The organism is Flavobacterium anhuiense (assembly GCF_050990855.1).
Taxonomy (GTDB): domain Bacteria; phylum Bacteroidota; class Bacteroidia; order Flavobacteriales; family Flavobacteriaceae; genus Flavobacterium; species Flavobacterium anhuiense_C.
This window is the reverse complement of record NZ_CP158861.1, coordinates 3,664,083-3,680,953: the sequence shown is the minus strand read 5'-3', so window position 1 is coordinate 3,680,953 and position 16,871 is coordinate 3,664,083. Positions and strand designations below refer to the sequence as shown.

The window sequence follows — 16,871 nt, the reverse complement described above, 5'->3', positions numbered from 1 at the left end:
ACGATTTTAAACCCGACAGATTTCTAAAGCCTGTCGGGTTTTCTTTGTTATCTCATTCGACATATACTTCTAAACAGGCTTTATAAAAACTCTTTGCGTTCTCTGCGTAAAAAAATCAAAGTAATAAGAAATAAACAAAGCCTCAAATCATAAGAATTTGAGGCTTTTCAAGATTTCCAAGCAAACTTGAAACCTTTAAACTATAAAACTTGAAACAAACTTTTTAGTCGTTTTGATTTTTCATTCCAAATAAATCTCCTTTTTGGAATAATTTTAAATCATCTTGCAAAGCTTGATAATTTCTTTGTGTAACTGCTGAGGCATCTAAATCGCTCAAATCTGGTTTTCCAGCATTTACCCATGCTGTATACCAAAAACTTGCCGTTGCAGCAATCGCTTTTTTCATTTGGTTTTCTACCATTCCGTTCAATTGCTCGTGCAGTTTTTTTGCGTATTCATCAGAGAAGACAGCAGTATTATATCTCGTTTTCAGGACATTTCCTTCTGCATCCATTTTAAACACTTTGTCTTGCGGAGTTGCTGTTCTCAGCTTTTTATCAATATCCAATAGCGGTTGCGCCAAACTGTGTGTATCATTAATCAAATCCCAAATTGCTTTATGAACGTCTGGGTAATATTGAGCTTCAGGAACATTTAATTTGTAATTTTTAACGAACAATTCTGGCAATCTACTTTCCCAAAGTGAGTGAATTCCTTTTTGGTCTGTCAATTGTCCATCGTGATTTGCAGAAGTATGCAATGGCATGTGCGCATCACCAACATAATGTCCTAAATCTGCAGCAAGGAATAAGATTTCAGCTTTGTTTTTATCTTTAAAAGCTTTTGTCAATTTTGCCATCATATCTTCCATATACCATGGTAAGATTCCATTATCTGATAAGAATTTAGCGTCGTACTTTTGCTTTGCTTCTTCTAACGTTTTTGGATAAGTGTCAGTAGGACCAAAGTTTTCCATGTCAAAATAATGCCTTGGACCTTCTTCTTTATAATTTAAAGCATATTTACGGATATCTGGAACCGAAGCTTCTTGTGTAATAAAATCAATGTGATTGTAAAAAAATATCTGCAATTGTTTTGGTAAAGCCATCACAGCTGCTTTGTTAATACGCTCATGGCCTACATTTCCCCATGATAAAGTAATAAAGCCAATAATTAAAGCACCGAAAGCAATTAATTTTGGTCTCATTTGGATTTTCTTCATTTGTTTTTTTATTAGAGGGAGCAAATTTAGCTTTAATTAAAGAATACGCAAAAAATACTATCAATAAGATTCCACAATTTTAACTTTTAGGATTTATCAGTCTAAAAATGAGATAAGTTCATATTAACAATAATTTTCTTTATACATTTGTTTTACTAACAAAATTCAATTTTATGCGCCAGATTGCCTCTTATTTGCTTCTACTAATCTCTACTTTTTGCTATGCTCAAGAAACTGATTTACAGCTAAAAAACGTTAGCGACACTATCTTAAACCAGAAAAGAATTCTTAAAGTTTCTGACCCGTTAAACGGTGAGAAAACAATGCAAAAACTGTTTCCAGGAAATTTATATCACCTTTCTGATAAAAATACTTTCATAAGCTGGAAATGCAAATCTTGCAAAGCTGCACCTTTTCTAGATGTCAATGGCGTAGAAGGTGATCAAATGTTTCCTTATACTGAGGGTGTTGCTACAAGACTTATAGCTAATATCGATTATAAAGATTCAAAAGGAAATGAATTTAAAATTTTAGCTTTTAATCATTCTGTTCATGATGAAGATGGACTACAAACAGGACGTTTTTCTGGCGGATTGTTAGGCGTGGCTAAATTTGCGAAAAATAATAACGTTTGGGAAATGAGGTCTTTCCAACCGGCAGTTGCAGCATTTGGGGCTTTTGCTAGTTGTCCCACTCCTAAATTGGTTGAAATCGGCGAAGATCAATATGCTTTATCACTTGTTCATGCTAACGGTGGCGCAGGAGCTCCATACAATGGCTATTTTTATTTAATTGCCGGATTTGATGGCAAATACCAACCGTTGATGGAAGTTGATTATTATTCCCTTTTTAACAGCGCTAGTTCTGAATGGTCTAGCACTTATACTGTGATTACAGATAACAATAAAAAGTTTTTCAGGGATTTTAAAATCGTAACAAAAGGCTCATATAAAAAAGCAAAAGGCACAGAAGATGACTTTGAAGTTGACTTACCAGCTGAACTTGCAGAGATGGCAAAAACCAAAAAACAGTTTAATTTTGTTATCGAGAGAAACTACTCTTTCAAAGGAAAATTTTACAAAATGATCGATAAACCAATTGTAAAATTCTCCAACATAAAATAGTATTATCCCAAATAAAGAATTGATACCAAAGCTAAAACAGCTATAAAAATCCAAAGAAAAACGCCTTGAAGCAATGGCTTTACTCCGACTGCTTTTAAAGTCGAAAAGTTTAAAGTTGCGCCAATTAGGAATAAAGTAATCGTTAAACCAATTTTTGCAATACCAACAAGATGTGCTGTAAGAATGGTTGTTGACGGAATATAAGTATTCACTAGCATCGCGATAACAAACAAACCAATGAAATAAGGAATTTTAATTTTTGAGTTCTTACTTTTAAATAAAAAAGCAGTCAAAATAGAAATCGGAATAATCCATAATGCTCTAGCTAACTTTACAGTTGTCGCCACTTGAAGCGCTTCTGCACCATATTTATTTGCAGCACCTACAACAGAACTGGTATCGTGAATGGCAATAGCACACCATAATCCGAAATCTTTTTGAGATAAATCTAATTGATGTCCGATATAAGGAAAAACAAATAACGCGATTGAATTTAATATAAAAATAACTCCCAAAGCAATCGAAGTCTGATTTTCGTTTGATTTAACCACTGGGGAAATAGCCGCGATTGCACTTCCACCGCAAATTGCGGTTCCACAAGAGATTAAATGCGACGTTTTTTTCTCTGTTTTGAGCCATTTTCCTAATAGAAATCCGAAAAGTAAAGTACTGAATATGGAGAAAACGGTTAAAACAAATCCTTCTTTTCCAGCTGAAACCGCGCTATTGGCATTCATTCCGAATCCTAAACCTACTACAGAAAATTGCAGTAAAAATGTGATGGCTTTATGATTGAATTCTACAAATGGATTTCCGAAAAGGTTCACAAGTAAAACACCTAATAAAAGCGCTATTGGCGGAGAAATAATCGAAAACAAACACAAAAGAATCACAACAAGAAAAAGTACTCGCTGTAGTGATTGATTAATTTCAAATAATTGTGCTGATGTTTGTTCTTTTGTTTTCAAAATAAAGGTAATTGATATTTACCCTGCAAAGTTCTGTTGTTTATCTTGAAAACGCCAATCGCAAATTACAATCGACTATAACTTCAAGTTATAATGAGATGCCAAATTTTGAATAAATAATTCTGTTAAAGAATCAGATTTTCCTTGTAAGGTTATGATATAAAAATATCTTTCGATTGACAACTCTTCTACATCCAAAACAATCAATTCCTTATTTTTCAACTCTTTGCTTACAGCATGAATGGACATAAAAGCAAAGCAATCTGAATTTAATAAATATGATTTTATACTTTCAGTACTTCCTAATTGCATTTCGATTTGCAGATCATTAAATTTTAAACCTGCCTTTTTCAAAGCAAATTCTATAACTTCAAGTGTTCCTGAACCGCGCTCTCTGGTTATGAATTTCATTGATTTTAAATCGTTTACCGAAATTTCATTTTGTTTTACTAATGGATTTTTGCTATTGCAAACTAAAACCAATTCATCTTTAAGAAACGGAATGTATTTTATAGATTGATTTTTAGATTGTCCTTCAACAATTCCGATTTCTATTTCTTTATTAATTAAAGCATTTTCGATTTGTTCCGTGTTTCCATTCAATAAATTAACTTTTATGTCTTTTTGCTTTTGATGGAAACTAGCCAAAACTGGAGAAATAATATATTGGGAAATTGTTGTACTTGCTCCTAATCGTAATAAACCTTGGCGCTCTTTATTGAAAGAACTCATTTCAAAGTCTATTTCGCGATAGATATCAAAAATACTTTTGGTATATTTTAGAAGTATTTTTCCCGCTGGAGTTAAAGCAATTTTGGAACCGTTTCTCTCGAAAAGTTTGGTTTTGTATGTTTCTTCTAACTCTTGAATATGCTTAGAAACCGCGGGCTGAGTAATATATAATTCCGTTGCCGCTTTAGTAAAATTAAGGCGGAGCGCAACGGTGTAAAATACTTTTAGCCTGAAGTCCATTTCTAATTATTTTTTTTCAAGTTTTGAAAGTTTGAATCTTTCCTATTTAATTTCGCATTTTATGTTTAGTCCCTACGGGACAACTTTATATGCTGAATATATTATTTTTACCGGTATTAAACTCCTAACGGAGTTTCAAATTAATCTCGGAGAAATCAAATATCGGTAATATTAATTACATTAAACTCCTAACGGAGTTCCAAGTTATTCAAATAGATCTCGTAGAGATCAGATATCGGTAAAAAAAATATCTAGGCGCTCTTTTGTCCCATAGGGACTTTATAAAAGACCGTTATACTTCCTAACAAACCATTCGGTTGTCAATAAAGCAACAATCAAAATCAAAAGCCAAACCCAATCAATAATTGGAGTTTTACTTGAGATATTTTTCTCAATTGATTTGTATTCTTTATTTTCTAAAAGTGTATTAATCAATTGATCGGCTTGATTTTCGAAGAAAGCTTTCCCTCCAGTTTGTTGTGCCAATTGCTGTAATTTGACAACATCTGGATTTACAAATTGTTTTTCGATATCAAAATCTAGAATTTCAAAATGACTCGCGTATGAAGTGTTTGAATTTAATTCTTTTACTGTAAAGTTATATTTTCCTGCTGGAAGTCCTTCTAAGTTAGCTGAGAATGAATTGCTTCCTTTCAATAAATCGTAATTTTTAGTTTGTTTGGTCGCAACATTTACAACAGTAATAGTAAGTCTGGCCTTTTCGTCAAACTCATAATTTTTATTGAAATATTGTGCGTTGATAATGATTTCTTCTCCCGAATTGTAAAAACTTTCATGTGTTACAACCAAAGATTTCTTTGAAGCCGATGAAGCTAAATATTGAATAATCTTATCTACAAAAACATCATACTTTTCAAAAGACTGATTATCAACATGACTTTGCAAACGCCATTTCCAGCTGTTCTCTCCTAAAAGAAAAGCAGTTCTTTTTCCTTGATTTTCGGCGAAAGCCAATAAAGGCGCATTCGTAGAAACATTTCTAATTTTTGAAGAAAGTAAAACAGATATGTTTCCGTTCGTTGCAATATTTCCAAACGGATTTTGTAAAGGTGGGAAATTTTCAAAACCAATATTATCAATAGCAAACAAATTAAAAGCGGATTGGAATTCGCATAGAAAATCTTCACGCTGATTGCTCATTTTAAAAATCAAATTGTTTTGCTGCTGATTTAAAAAATTAAAATCGGTATTATTTCCTGTTATAATAAAGGTGTTTGTTCCTTTTAATTTATTGTTGTCAAAAATAGGTTTAAAGGCTGTAGTTGGCTGATACAAAACCAAAACAGAAACATCATCTAAATCACTAATTTGATTTGGCTTAACCAATATTACTTTACGTTGTGCATTAACTTCAATTGAACGTTTTAAAGCCGCAATATCTGGATGATTTATAGCAGAAACAATGGCAATAGTCGACTTTTGATCGATTATTTCTACTGCAAAATTTTTAATGTTATTATAACTATTTTTCTCTTTTGCAGGAGATTGAATAGAAGCTTTATAAATTTGCAAACCAACTTTATCAGCTGGAAGAAGTAAATTTAAAGAAGCTGTTTTCTTTGATGGTGAGAAAGAAAGTTTTTCTTTTGCGACAACCGTATTTCCTTGCGAAATGGTAAATTCTGCATTTGCTGTTTTGTCTCCTGCATATTGCAGAAAAACTTCAACTGGAAATTTATTTTTATGAAAAGCGTATTTATTTACGTTTAATTGATTGATTTTTAAATCAAAAAAAGTGGTTGTATCTCCCACAACCAAAGGATAAACTTTATTGACAGGATCAAAACGGTATACATAATCGTTTCCTGTAGTTTGATTTCCGTCAGTAATAATTACTGTTGGGAAAATCAAGTTTTTGTTAATGCTTTTTAAATTTTTAGCAACTTCATCTAAATTGGTCTGATTTCCTTTGAAATCAAATTTATCAGAAGTTTTAAAATCGTTGTCAAATTGATACGATTGAATATCAAATTTTTCTTTTAAAGCTGGATTTGAAACCAGTTTCTGGTATAATTCAACTACTTTCTGATCTGATTTTAAAGCAGCAATCGAACTCGAATTATCAACCACAACAGCCAAAGGTGTTTTGGTAATCTCGAGTGAGTTTTTAGAAATAATCGGATTGATCAATAAAACCAATAATCCGAAAATGGCTAAAAAACGTAAAAAAGCCAAAAGTATAATCACATTGGATTTACTTTTGGCTTTGAAAAAATATTGAAAATACGACAACCCACCAGCAATTACTAAAGAAAGCAATAATAAAAGAATCGTGTTTGTAGTCATATTTATTTAGTATTCAGTAATCAGTTTTTTAGTGATCAGATTCTATACAAGATTAAAATAGTGTTCAGAGTCAGAGAAAACTGAATACTAAAAACCTTTGAACCTTTGAACCTTAGAACCTCAGTACCTTAGGTAAGCATTCCTCCGCAAACATTAAGAACTTGTCCTGTAATGTAAGCGCTCATGTCAGAAGCTAAAAAAAGACAAGCGTTTGCAACATCTTCTGTAGTTCCTCCGCGTTTCAACGGAATACCTTCTCTCCATCCTTTTACTACATCTTCACTTAATTTTGCAGTCATCTCCGTTTCGATAAAACCTGGAGCGATTGCGTTACAACGAATGTTACGAGAACCTAACTCAAGAGCTACAGATTTTGTAAATCCGATTGCACCTGCTTTAGAAGCTGCGTAATTGGTTTGACCTGCGTTTCCAGAAACTCCAACAACAGAACTAATGTTGATGATAGATCCTGCTCTTTGTTTCAAGAACGTTTTCTGAATCGCTTTTGTCATATTGAAAACCGATTTCAAGTTTACATCAATTACTTGGTCAAAATCTGCCTCAGACATACGCATCAACAAATTGTCTTTTGTAATTCCGGCATTGTTGATTAAGATGTCAACAGTTCCAAAATCTGCTAAAACAGCGTCAACAAAAGTCTGAGCTTCGTTAAAATCTGCTGCATTAGATTGGTATCCTTTAGCTTTTACTCCTAAACTATTTAATTCTGCTTCTAAAGCTTCTGCAGATGCTGCAGATGAGCTATATGTAAAAGCAACGTTTGCTCCATGTTTAGCAAAAACTTCTGCAATTCCTTTTCCAATTCCACGGCTTGCACCAGTAATAATTGCAACTTTTCCTTCTAGTAATTTCATATTAAGGTATTCGTTTTATTTTTTGAATTACAAATATAGATTATTTGAGCGTTTAATAAAACTTGTAATCCAAAAATTGACTTAAGAATTTCAGACGCCGCCAAAACAAAAAAAAACAGCTCATAAAATGAGCTGTTTCCCCCAAAATAAAAAAACAAAACTAAAAAGCTAAAATATCATTGTTTCGCTACAAAATAGAAAACTATCAGTGTCAAAGCCACAAATAACATTCTATATATTGAGAATTTAAGGTTTTCTGTACTATTAATTTTGTCCTTCTTCTTTTTATTTTTCATATCAAAAACCATCCATGGAATTGCAAGAATTATACATATATAATGGTAATACCTTAAATACTCATAATAATACTCATTTATAATAATTAAACCTGTTCCCCAAAAGAGTACTGCAATAGTTGCTGGTGTAAATACTTTTTTAACCATAATATTCAGAAGTTAAGAAACTATATTATTTTGATTCAGAAATTATGTTAAGTAGAAGCAGCTCAAAAAATGAGCTGCTTTATATTATTGAAGTTTCCAAGTCGTCATTCTAAACGGACTTGAAGCACTTGTAAAAGTATATACAGGATCAGAATAGAATAATCTGAAGCTTTCCGCTTTTACATAAAGTCCTTCAGGATCCATGAAATATTTATCTATACTTGCTAAGAAAGCTGGCGCTGCCGCTGTAGTATTTCCGTTCCATGACTTGTGTTTTAAAATTGCTTTTTTACCAACAGCATCTTCTTGAACTGTCACGTAATGGAATATAGCAGCTCTTCCTACAAAAGTGTAATAAATGAAAGTTCCAAGAGAATGATTAGCATAAATTTGAACTGACAAAATGCTTTGGCCTGCTGGTAATGACGCATTAACTTTCTCTAATTCTTTATAAAATAGTGGCGAGTTTGCAGGAGAATCTATAGTATAGTCATCTACATAAAACCCGAACCATGAAAGCGGCTTGCCAGGAAGTAAAAATTTATAATCGTCTGTAAGAGCCAATGGTTTGGTTGTATATTTTATAGTTGCAGATACACCGCCTGTTCCTGTTGCCGTAAAACTTCCATCAGCATCGTTATAAGTGAAGTTGGATAATTTCTGCCCTCCAACTTCAACTGCTGGACTTACTATAATTCCGGTTGGCGTATATCCAATTCCCATATCGTAACTTACAGAATAACCGGTTTCGATAGAATTTGAATTTGCAAAACGAGTTGCTGGTGTAAATGAAAAATCAAATTTATGAGTCGTTGTTCCGTCAGTTGTTTCAAGCAATCTAAAAAGTGGTCTTTCTTCTCCTCCAATAACATTTTGTTCCATTATGAGATTTTTAGGCAAATTAGCCCAATCTTCTGCCGTGGCTTTTACAAAGCGTATTTCAGTATTGTTTCTATTAGCTTTAAAAATGATTTCGCCATTTTCTTGTCCGTAATACAAAAATTGAAAATCTCCTAAATATCCTTTTGCTCTCAAAGCTGGAATTGGATAATTATTTGAATCTGATAAAAGGTGAATTCTATTTTTAGTTGTAAAAGTTAAACTCACTGTACTTCCTACTTGAATAGCATATTCACTTTTATATTGATCTGTATCAGAATCAAAATCTGATGCCATTACTACAGTTCCATCTGCTGCAAATCTAAATAAGTGTGTATATCCGCCCAAAACAGTATTATCTGTAAAATAAACGGCTTTCCATCCTTGTGGAGACGAAAGTAACGCTTCATTCAATTCTGTTTTCTGATTATTTAAACGAGTTGTTGGCGTTTCATTAAAAAGTTTTTCTGCATCTGTATTGTCATTACAGGCGATCAATTGCAGTATTAAAACAGCTGCAAATAAGTACTTTAATAGTTGTTTCATTTTCATAATGCTTGTTTTAATTAATTACAGATGTTGTATTTTTTTCTGCTTCATCTCTTAAAGCATAAAAATCCATGTTGAATGCTTCTTTAAAATATTTTACTACAATAGCTTCTTTTGCTTTTAAGGCTTGAAGAGCAAAAGGACTTTGAATACCTGCTAAAAACGCAGCATATTCTGCTTTTGAGTAAATAAGAATCATTGAAGCTGTTTCTGCAAAGTCTTCGTTAATATTAGATCTTGCATAACTTGTAATAAACCCAAGCTCATTTGATTCTGGAATTTCATAATTGTACCAATCTGCCGTATAACCTCCTGGAGTTAATGTTTTCCAAGTTTTTTCGTCAAAAGGTTTATTTTGGTTTAGAATATGGATGTACTCGTGCTGAATAGTATGGATAAACTCCGATACGTTTGCACGATCAGATTTATCGATATAATCTGTTTCAAACAAAGTAACTCTTTGTCCGCCTTCAGCCAATCCTAACGTTCTTGTTCCTACGCTATTCAAGTTAACTCCCCCAACCAAAACGATTTCTCTTGGAGCAATTTTCTTTACAAAGTTTGGACCTCCAATTGTTGCATAACTTTTTAACCAAATTGTTTGAACAATTTCTAGCGCTGGCTTTACTTTATCAACTTCTGGCGGAAACAAGAAACGGCTATTGTCTACCGTATTTTGATTCCATTTATATTGCACATTAATATTGTACGGATCCAAATAAACATCGTCTATCCAATTGTCTAAGACTGTTTTTTCTGGCTGTGTAAAATCTAATTGGCTTTCTCCTGGCAGGTCATCGCTTCCACATGAAAATAGAGTTATCGAAACTAGAGCTAAAACCGCAATTTTATTATATTTTAATAATTTCATAATTTTCACTTTTAAGATTATCTAGGATTTAATTCTATACCAGTATTTGAAGCGTGCAACGGAATCTGTAAAGCTCTTCTGTTGTCGTCTTTTGCTAGTATATTATCTGGTTTGTTTGCTGTTCCGTGTTTGACCACAATGTTAAAACGCTTAATATCAAACCATCTAAGTCCTTCGTGAATAAAATCTCTTCTTCTTGTTTCTGCAATTGCTTTTACATAAGAAGTCTGTACTGGTGTCATGTTGTAGAATGGAGTATATTCGTCTGCAATTACAGGGAATTTTGCCACTACTTTTGCCTCAGTCAATTTATCTGTTGTCGGGTTGTATGTTGGAGTTCTTGTCGCTAAAAAGTACTCTAACTCATCATTAGCCAAAGCAATTTGCCCTTTCATAACATGAGCTTCCATTCTGTTCAAGAAAAACTCATCATTGCTCAATAATACTTCAGCAACGTAAGGATCTCCAATTCCAGCTGTTACGTTAGAATATTTAAAGTATTCATAGAATTTAGGAAGAAACAAAGTAATACTTCCGTTTGAAGAATAAAAGTTGTAATAATACGCTTTTCCGAAAAGATTTGTAGTTGTTCCGAAAATTTCTGGGCGTCCTACACCTGATAAATTAAAACGGTTTAAAGAATAAAGTCTACCTACAATAGTATTCGCCGAAACGATCAATAAATTAGTTTCTACATCGCTCGCACCATATCTCAACATCTGATCTTCTACCCCAAGAGATTCATAAGTAGAAAAATCTCTTAATCCTAAAGGCTTGTTGCCTAAATCATCAGATAATGAAATTACTTTATCCCAATTTCCTTTTACCAAATAAAATCTACTCGCAAAAGCTTTTGAAGCTGCTACATTAAAGTGAAATCTTGGTTCTTTGTAATCGTTTGTTACCAATTTCAATCCTTCTTCAATGTCATTTTCAAGAAAAGCAAAAACTTCAGCAACTGTATTTCTTTTGTATTTAGTAATTAATTCTGTTTCTGGTTTTGTTACGTACGGAATACCTAAATCTGTTTCAGCCGTTGCCGGATTGTAACGTTTTGACCAAAACGAAACCAACATAAAATGCGAATACGCTCTAGCGATTAACGCCTCTCCTTTCTGAGGATTTAAGCTTGCTGGACTCCCTAATTGCTCAATTGCCTCTAATGCTTTATTTGCATGAGCAATTGCTTTGTAGCAAGCATCCCAGTAATACGCTTGCGTATCAATATCAGTTGCTTCTGTATTAATCTCCCAATTATAGTTTTGCTCGTTTCTCATTAACGTTGTAGCTAATCCGCTGTCAAAAACGTTATCAGACATCGTTTCTGCAATCTCAAAATAACTCATTTGAGGATACGCTTCTACCAATAATTCTTTAATTTTTTCAGGAGTATCTATCTCTGTTCTATTATCTGGTTTCTCTGATAAGAAATCATCACAGCCAGTAATACAAATAAGTATTAATAGGGATAATGCTATTTTTAAGTTTTTCATGTTTTTGACTATTATAATGAAAGGTTTAAAGTAAATGTGTATTGCGTCGTTACTGGGAAAGCAACCCCTCCAGTATTACGGAACTCTGGATCTTGTCCATTTAATCTCTTATCAGAATAAACTAACCAAGGATTTACAGCCGAACCTTTTAATGTAAAAGTGCTCACCCCGATTTTCTTCTTGAAGTCAGCAGGGAATTCCCAGCTTAATGAGATGTTTTTCAATCTCACAAAATCTCCATCCGCAATACGAACATCAGAATAGTTGTAAGTATTATAAGCTCTAGCTAATGTGCGTTCTCCGCCATAATTAGCATTCAAACGTTTGTCTGCAATAACAGGTACATTGGTATAATTTTCATCACCAGGATTAATCCAACGGTTGGTAAAATCTTTTGTAAACACTGTTAAGTCATCATAAGTGCTGTCGTACACAGGGTTTAAACGAACTTTATTTCCTCCTGAACCCACAAAGAAAATATAAAGAGATACGTTTTTGTATGTAAATGTATTAGCAAAACCAAATGATTTATTAGGTTCGATTGATCCTTCGTACTTCAAATATTTTGTAACATTTAAATTGTCTTGAAAATTAGCATCAGTAATATTATTTTCTGCTCCATCTTGTAAAATAAACGTTGGTAAACCTTGATTGTTTAAACCTGTAAATTGGTAAGAATACAATGAGTTTCTTGGATGGCCAACTGTATTTCCACCGTTTGCATCAATTAAATCAAATGCAGTTGGTGTATTTTGCAATCTTGTAATTTCTTGATTGTAAACAGAAAAATTAAGATTTGTAGACCATTTAAAATCCTTAGTATCAATATTTTTAGTTGTAAAAGCAACCTCTATACCTTTAGTTTCCATATCGGCATTGTTACCTTGTCTAATTCTTTGGCCGCCAATACCAGATGTAATTACATAATCAACAAGATCAAAAGCTTTACGGCTATAAACATCCGTTGTAAATTGAAGTCTGTTATTGAACATTCCAAGATCAAGTCCGATATTTGTTTCAAACTGTTTTTCCCAAGTTAGATTTCCATTTTGCAGTTCTTCGATTCTAATGCCTGATTCCCTGTCGTCTAGTCCAAAACGGTCTGTAATAGCGCTTTTGTAAATTGCTAAAGAGTTTGTAGCCGGTCCTGCTGTAGCAGTTAAACCATATGATGCTCTCAAAGCTAAAGTATTAATTGATTGCACGTCTTTCATGAAGCTTTCTTCAGCCACATTCCATTTTCCACTGAAAGTGTAGGTTGGCAACCATCTAGAAGAATCGCTATCTCCTTGTCTGTTAGATCCATCATAACGTCCTGTAACAGAAGCTGTATAACGTCTGTCATACGTATAACCTACTTTACCGAAGAAACCAACTGTTCTTTCTTTTTCTTCATTAAAACCATAATAAGAATCGCCAGCATTGATAATTTTTTCAATAATTCTCGGATCTGTAAAAGCCGTTAAACCTCTATCGTATTGTAAACCAGCTGCTGTAAAATTATCGCTCGTTCTGTCTACCACTCTCATTTCCGTTCCAAACAAGCCTTCTAATTCATGTTTTTCGGCAAAAATATTTCTGTAGCTAACACTGTTTCTTAAATTATAAGAAGTCATATCATTGGTAAACTTTCTCAAGAATCCTCCGTTTGGCAATACAGATTCTTTTGGTGCCGTTAAATCATTTGGATCTTGATATAAAAAGATATTTTGATCTCTTACCAATGTGTTCACTCCATCTTCCCCATCTGCTGTTCCAGCTTTGTAAGCTCCAACAACATTTGAACCTTCTAAGATTTTATGCTCACGGCTAGTGTTTGCGTAACGAGCTGAACCTGTTAAATTATAAGTTAAATGCGGATTAATTTTATAATCTAAATCCAATTGAAAACGAATGTCTTTAACCTCAATTTCCATGAAATTATTAGCTAATTCGTTTATGATGTTCATTTTTGCCCAGTTATTTCTGTAGTATTCCAAATTTCCATTTTCATCGTATGGACGTAATGTTCTACTTGTATTTAATACATAATTGAAAGGGTTGATATCAAAATCACGTGTTACTTTACCAAAAACAACATCTTTTTCACTTTCGTAAGTTCCAGGAGCGCCCTGATCTCTAATAGAGGCCAAAGTAGATAAGGTAACATTTAATTTGTCATTGATATAAAAAGTTCCTTTAATGTTACTAGAAATCTGTTTTACATCATCAGCAATAGTCCATCCTGGATCAGTATAATATCCTAATGAAGCATAGAATGTATTATTTTTTCCTCCACCAGAAAAACTTAAAGAGTGATTTTGCGTGATTGCTGGTCTAAACAAAACTTCGAACCAGTCTGTATTGGCCTGTTCATACTTTTTTAAGAAATTATTACGGCTTACAGGATCATTATTAACCAAATAAGTTCCCGTTTCAGGATTAAATGTATTGATAGCTCTTCCTAGGATATTATAAGCACCTCCGTATCTTCCATTTACTGTAATTGGCAAATCCAAGTAGCCTTTAGCTTCCATTTCTTTAAAAATACTCATTGACTCCTGAGAATTTAAAATATCATATTGGCTATAACTAGGTACGGTTCGTACTGTTTGCTCCAATCCGTAAGTAATTTTTAGAGGAGAATCTCTACGTCCTTGTTTTGTTGTTACAACCACAACCCCATTTAACGATCTAGAACCATAAATTGACGTAGCCGATGCATCTTTTAAAATCTCAATACTTTGAATATCATTGGCACTTAAACCAGCTACAGATGAACTTAATAATGTTTCTGAATTCCCAGATGCTAAATCAGCAAATGACATATTGATAATGTCTTCCTGAACAACACCATCAATAACCCATAAAGGTTTTGTATCTCCAAAAATGGAAGAAGATCCACGAACGGTAATTTTAGGAGCTGTACCAAAAGTTCCTGTAACATTCTGTACGGTAACCCCAGCCGCTTTTCCTTCAATCATTCGGCTTACGTCAACTACACCATCAATTTTTAATTCTGTACCCGAAATTTTACTAATAGCACCAGTAAAAGTTCTTTTTGAAGTTTTTTCGTATCCAGTTGTTACCACAACCTCTTTTAGATTCTGACCCGATTCTGTTAACACAATATTCGGGGAGGTATTTTCAATACCAATTTCTTTCGTTTCCATACCTACATACGAAATAACCAAACGGTCTACATTTGCAGGCATTTCAATAGTAAAATTTCCGTCAAAATCTGTTAATACAGCTGTTTTTGTACCCTTTGCCATAACAGTTGCACCAGGTAATGGACTGCCAGACTGGTCTGTAACTTTTCCTTTAATTATTGGTCCAAAAGCTAAAACCTCAAATAGAGAATCATGATTGTTTGCATAAGAAAAAGAATTAATTGTATTCTTCTGAAGCACAATCTGATTGCTCACTTCTGAAAAAGTAATATTAAAAGGAACCAATATTCTGCTAAGTACACTCGAGAGCGTTTCTTGGTTTGCTTCTATACTAACTTTCTCTCCTAGTTGAGGAAGTCTTGAATTATAGGAAAATTTTACACGAGCAGACTTTTCAATTTTTGATAAAGCATTATCTAAAGTTAGGTTATCAACTGTAATAGTTACTTTAGTATCTAATTTTTTCTGCCCATTTACATTATTTGCGAGAGTAACACTTGAAAACACAAGTGCTAACACAAACTGAAACAGCGTTATTTTCATGATTTGGTGAAGTAATCGTTGCTTGACAACAGGTTTTTTCATAATTTTGGTTTGTTTTGATTAATACTATTCGAGTGTATTTTAAGAAACATCATAAATTACTCTTTACAGAGAGTGATTTATTCAGATTTAAGTGTCGATAATGTTACAGCATTTTCGGCACTTTTTTTATGTATTTATTTCACATAGGCAATTACAAATTATTTTTTTTAGTTTTTAAATTTAGCTTCATTTTGGTTTTTCTTTCTTGTTTTCAAGTCGAATTAGAATTCTAGTTACAGCCAGAAGTCGTAATTACAATTTGATTTCCATTCATTTCGTAATTAGTATCGTTACCAATACTTTTACAGATTATTTTAAGTTTTTCAGCCAACGGCTGATCGCTTAAAGAAGTTGTTAATCGGCAGTCTTTCAGTTTGTCGTGAGGAAAATCAATATCCACCAAATAAGCTTGTTCTATAGTTTCGAGAATTTGTTCTACAGGAATATCTGTAAATTCAAAACTTAACTGCTCAATATTCCTAACGCTATTTACTAAAACAGGATCTTCAGTAATATTGGTTATTTTATTAAATACCAATTCTTTACGAGCAAAACGCAATGCTTGATTAGGGAGTAGAACTATTTCTTTGTTTTCACTATTATGAACTAGCTCGTTAGACTTTACCTTAACTTTACCGGTGCGAACAACAACTTCAACATTTTGCTGATCTGGATAAGCTTTTATTCTAAAGCTTGTACCGACAACTCGAGTTACAATCTCGTTAGCATAAACAAAAAAAGGCTTTTTAGGATTTTTACTAATTTCAAAGAAACCTTCGCCGGATAAATACACCTTTCTTTCGTTTCCGGTAAAGATTTTAGGGTAACTTAATTTACTATTGGGCTGTAATAAAACCGAACTTCCATCAGACAATGTAATGATTTGCGATTTTTCAGAATTGTTGGTCTGTTCTACCAAACCTTCGTTATTATCTTGGATGAGTTCGTTATACGTAACTACATTATCATTTATACTTAGTTCGTTTCTTACAAACCACACAGAAAAAATACCAACCAAGATAGCTGCAGCTACGCCACTAATCCAGTATCTCTGTATTTTAAGTTTTTTAATTTTTGAAATCTGTTGAGAAAGTTCTTCTCTCTGTTCAATTTTGCGCCAAGTTATTTGCAAGGCTTCATGAACTTCATTTGAGGATAAATTAGATTCTGGAACTCGCATTGCCAAAAGCAAAAGTCGCGCATCTTCGACAAGTTTAGCTCTCTGAAGATTTTCTAAAGTCCACTCTTCCCAGCCTTGTTCATCAACTTTAGATAAAATCCATAATTGAAAAGATTCATCAGCCAAGAAGTCTTCTATTTCGGTATAATTGTTACGTTTTTGCATCTTACTATTAAGGTTACAAAAACATAGAGGACATTTTTTTTATTATATACTCACCTATTTAAGATTTTTTTTTGATTTTTTCTTAA

At 33.0% G+C, this 16,871-nt stretch carries 11 protein-coding genes; 1 reads left to right on the top strand and 10 read right to left on the bottom strand.

All coding sequences use genetic code 11. The features are described from left to right. Window positions 1-223: 223 nt before the first annotated feature. Window positions 224-1,222 carry a zinc dependent phospholipase C family protein gene (locus tag ABTV69_RS16350; protein WP_433830615.1) on the bottom strand — a complete coding sequence of 333 codons (999 nt, stop codon included), beginning with the start codon at window positions 1,220-1,222 and terminating at the stop codon, window positions 224-226. 173 nt (window positions 1,223-1,395) lie between these two features. Between ABTV69_RS16350 and ABTV69_RS16345 the strand changes: the two genes are divergently transcribed. Then, complete coding sequence (locus tag ABTV69_RS16345; protein ID WP_433830614.1) at window positions 1,396-2,346, top strand: hypothetical protein; 951 nt, start codon at window positions 1,396-1,398, stop codon at window positions 2,344-2,346. A gap of 2 nt (window positions 2,347-2,348) precedes the next feature. Here ABTV69_RS16345 and ABTV69_RS16340 read toward each other — a convergent pair whose 3' ends face one another. The 9 genes from ABTV69_RS16340 to ABTV69_RS16300 form a co-directional block, all read right to left on the bottom strand. Further along, a complete protein-coding gene (locus tag ABTV69_RS16340; protein ID WP_433830612.1) occupies window positions 2,349-3,314 on the bottom strand; it encodes a YeiH family protein in 966 nt (321 codons plus the stop codon). Between the two features lie 75 nt (window positions 3,315-3,389). After that, complete coding sequence (locus ABTV69_RS16335) at window positions 3,390-4,286, bottom strand: LysR family transcriptional regulator (RefSeq protein ID WP_433830610.1); 897 nt, start codon at window positions 4,284-4,286, stop codon at window positions 3,390-3,392. Between the two features lie 279 nt (window positions 4,287-4,565). Then, window positions 4,566-6,593, bottom strand: a complete 2,028-nt coding sequence (locus tag ABTV69_RS16330) for a hypothetical protein (protein WP_433830608.1) — start codon at window positions 6,591-6,593, stop codon at window positions 4,566-4,568. A gap of 128 nt (window positions 6,594-6,721) precedes the next feature. Then, on the bottom strand, window positions 6,722-7,468 hold the full coding sequence (fabG, locus tag ABTV69_RS16325) for a 3-oxoacyl-[acyl-carrier-protein] reductase (RefSeq protein ID WP_071637930.1): 747 nt from the start codon (window positions 7,466-7,468) through the stop codon (window positions 6,722-6,724). A gap of 527 nt (window positions 7,469-7,995) precedes the next feature. Continuing rightward, on the bottom strand, window positions 7,996-9,336 hold the full coding sequence (locus tag ABTV69_RS16320) for a DUF4302 domain-containing protein (RefSeq protein WP_433830606.1): 1,341 nt from the start codon (window positions 9,334-9,336) through the stop codon (window positions 7,996-7,998). A gap of 16 nt (window positions 9,337-9,352) precedes the next feature. After that, complete coding sequence (locus ABTV69_RS16315) at window positions 9,353-10,210, bottom strand: zinc-binding metallopeptidase (protein WP_433830604.1); 858 nt, start codon at window positions 10,208-10,210, stop codon at window positions 9,353-9,355. A 17-nt stretch (window positions 10,211-10,227) separates the two neighbouring features. After that, on the bottom strand, window positions 10,228-11,703 hold the full coding sequence (locus tag ABTV69_RS16310; RefSeq protein ID WP_433830602.1) for a RagB/SusD family nutrient uptake outer membrane protein: 1,476 nt from the start codon (window positions 11,701-11,703) through the stop codon (window positions 10,228-10,230). An 11-nt stretch (window positions 11,704-11,714) separates the two neighbouring features. Continuing rightward, entirely contained in the window at window positions 11,715-15,440 is a 3,726-nt protein-coding gene (locus tag ABTV69_RS16305) for a SusC/RagA family TonB-linked outer membrane protein (RefSeq protein WP_433830600.1), read from the bottom strand. 229 nt (window positions 15,441-15,669) lie between these two features. After that, window positions 15,670-16,785 (bottom strand): FecR family protein, encoded by a 1,116-nt coding sequence (locus ABTV69_RS16300; protein ID WP_433830598.1) that lies wholly within the window; start codon window positions 16,783-16,785, stop codon window positions 15,670-15,672. Window positions 16,786-16,871 lie beyond the last annotated feature (86 nt).

What these genes read in the sequence shown, in the direction of transcription:
- ABTV69_RS16350 (WP_433830615.1), bottom strand. Translation starts at nt 1,222, where the DNA reads ATGAAGAAAATCCAAATGAGACCAAAATTAATTGCTTTCGGTGCTTTA.
- ABTV69_RS16345 (WP_433830614.1), top strand. Translation starts at nt 1,396, where the DNA reads ATGCGCCAGATTGCCTCTTATTTGCTTCTACTAATCTCTACTTTTTGC.
- ABTV69_RS16335 (WP_433830610.1), bottom strand. Translation starts at nt 4,286, where the DNA reads ATGGACTTCAGGCTAAAAGTATTTTACACCGTTGCGCTCCGCCTTAAT.
- ABTV69_RS16330 (WP_433830608.1), bottom strand. Translation starts at nt 6,593, where the DNA reads ATGACTACAAACACGATTCTTTTATTATTGCTTTCTTTAGTAATTGCT.
- fabG (WP_071637930.1), bottom strand. Translation starts at nt 7,468, where the DNA reads ATGAAATTACTAGAAGGAAAAGTTGCAATTATTACTGGTGCAAGCCGT.
- ABTV69_RS16320 (WP_433830606.1), bottom strand. Translation starts at nt 9,336, where the DNA reads ATGAAACAACTATTAAAGTACTTATTTGCAGCTGTTTTAATACTGCAA.
- ABTV69_RS16315 (WP_433830604.1), bottom strand. Translation starts at nt 10,210, where the DNA reads ATGAAATTATTAAAATATAATAAAATTGCGGTTTTAGCTCTAGTTTCG.
- ABTV69_RS16310 (WP_433830602.1), bottom strand. Translation starts at nt 11,703, where the DNA reads ATGAAAAACTTAAAAATAGCATTATCCCTATTAATACTTATTTGTATT.
- ABTV69_RS16305 (WP_433830600.1), bottom strand. Translation starts at nt 15,440, where the DNA reads ATGAAAAAACCTGTTGTCAAGCAACGATTACTTCACCAAATCATGAAA.
- ABTV69_RS16300 (WP_433830598.1), bottom strand. Translation starts at nt 16,785, where the DNA reads ATGCAAAAACGTAACAATTATACCGAAATAGAAGACTTCTTGGCTGAT.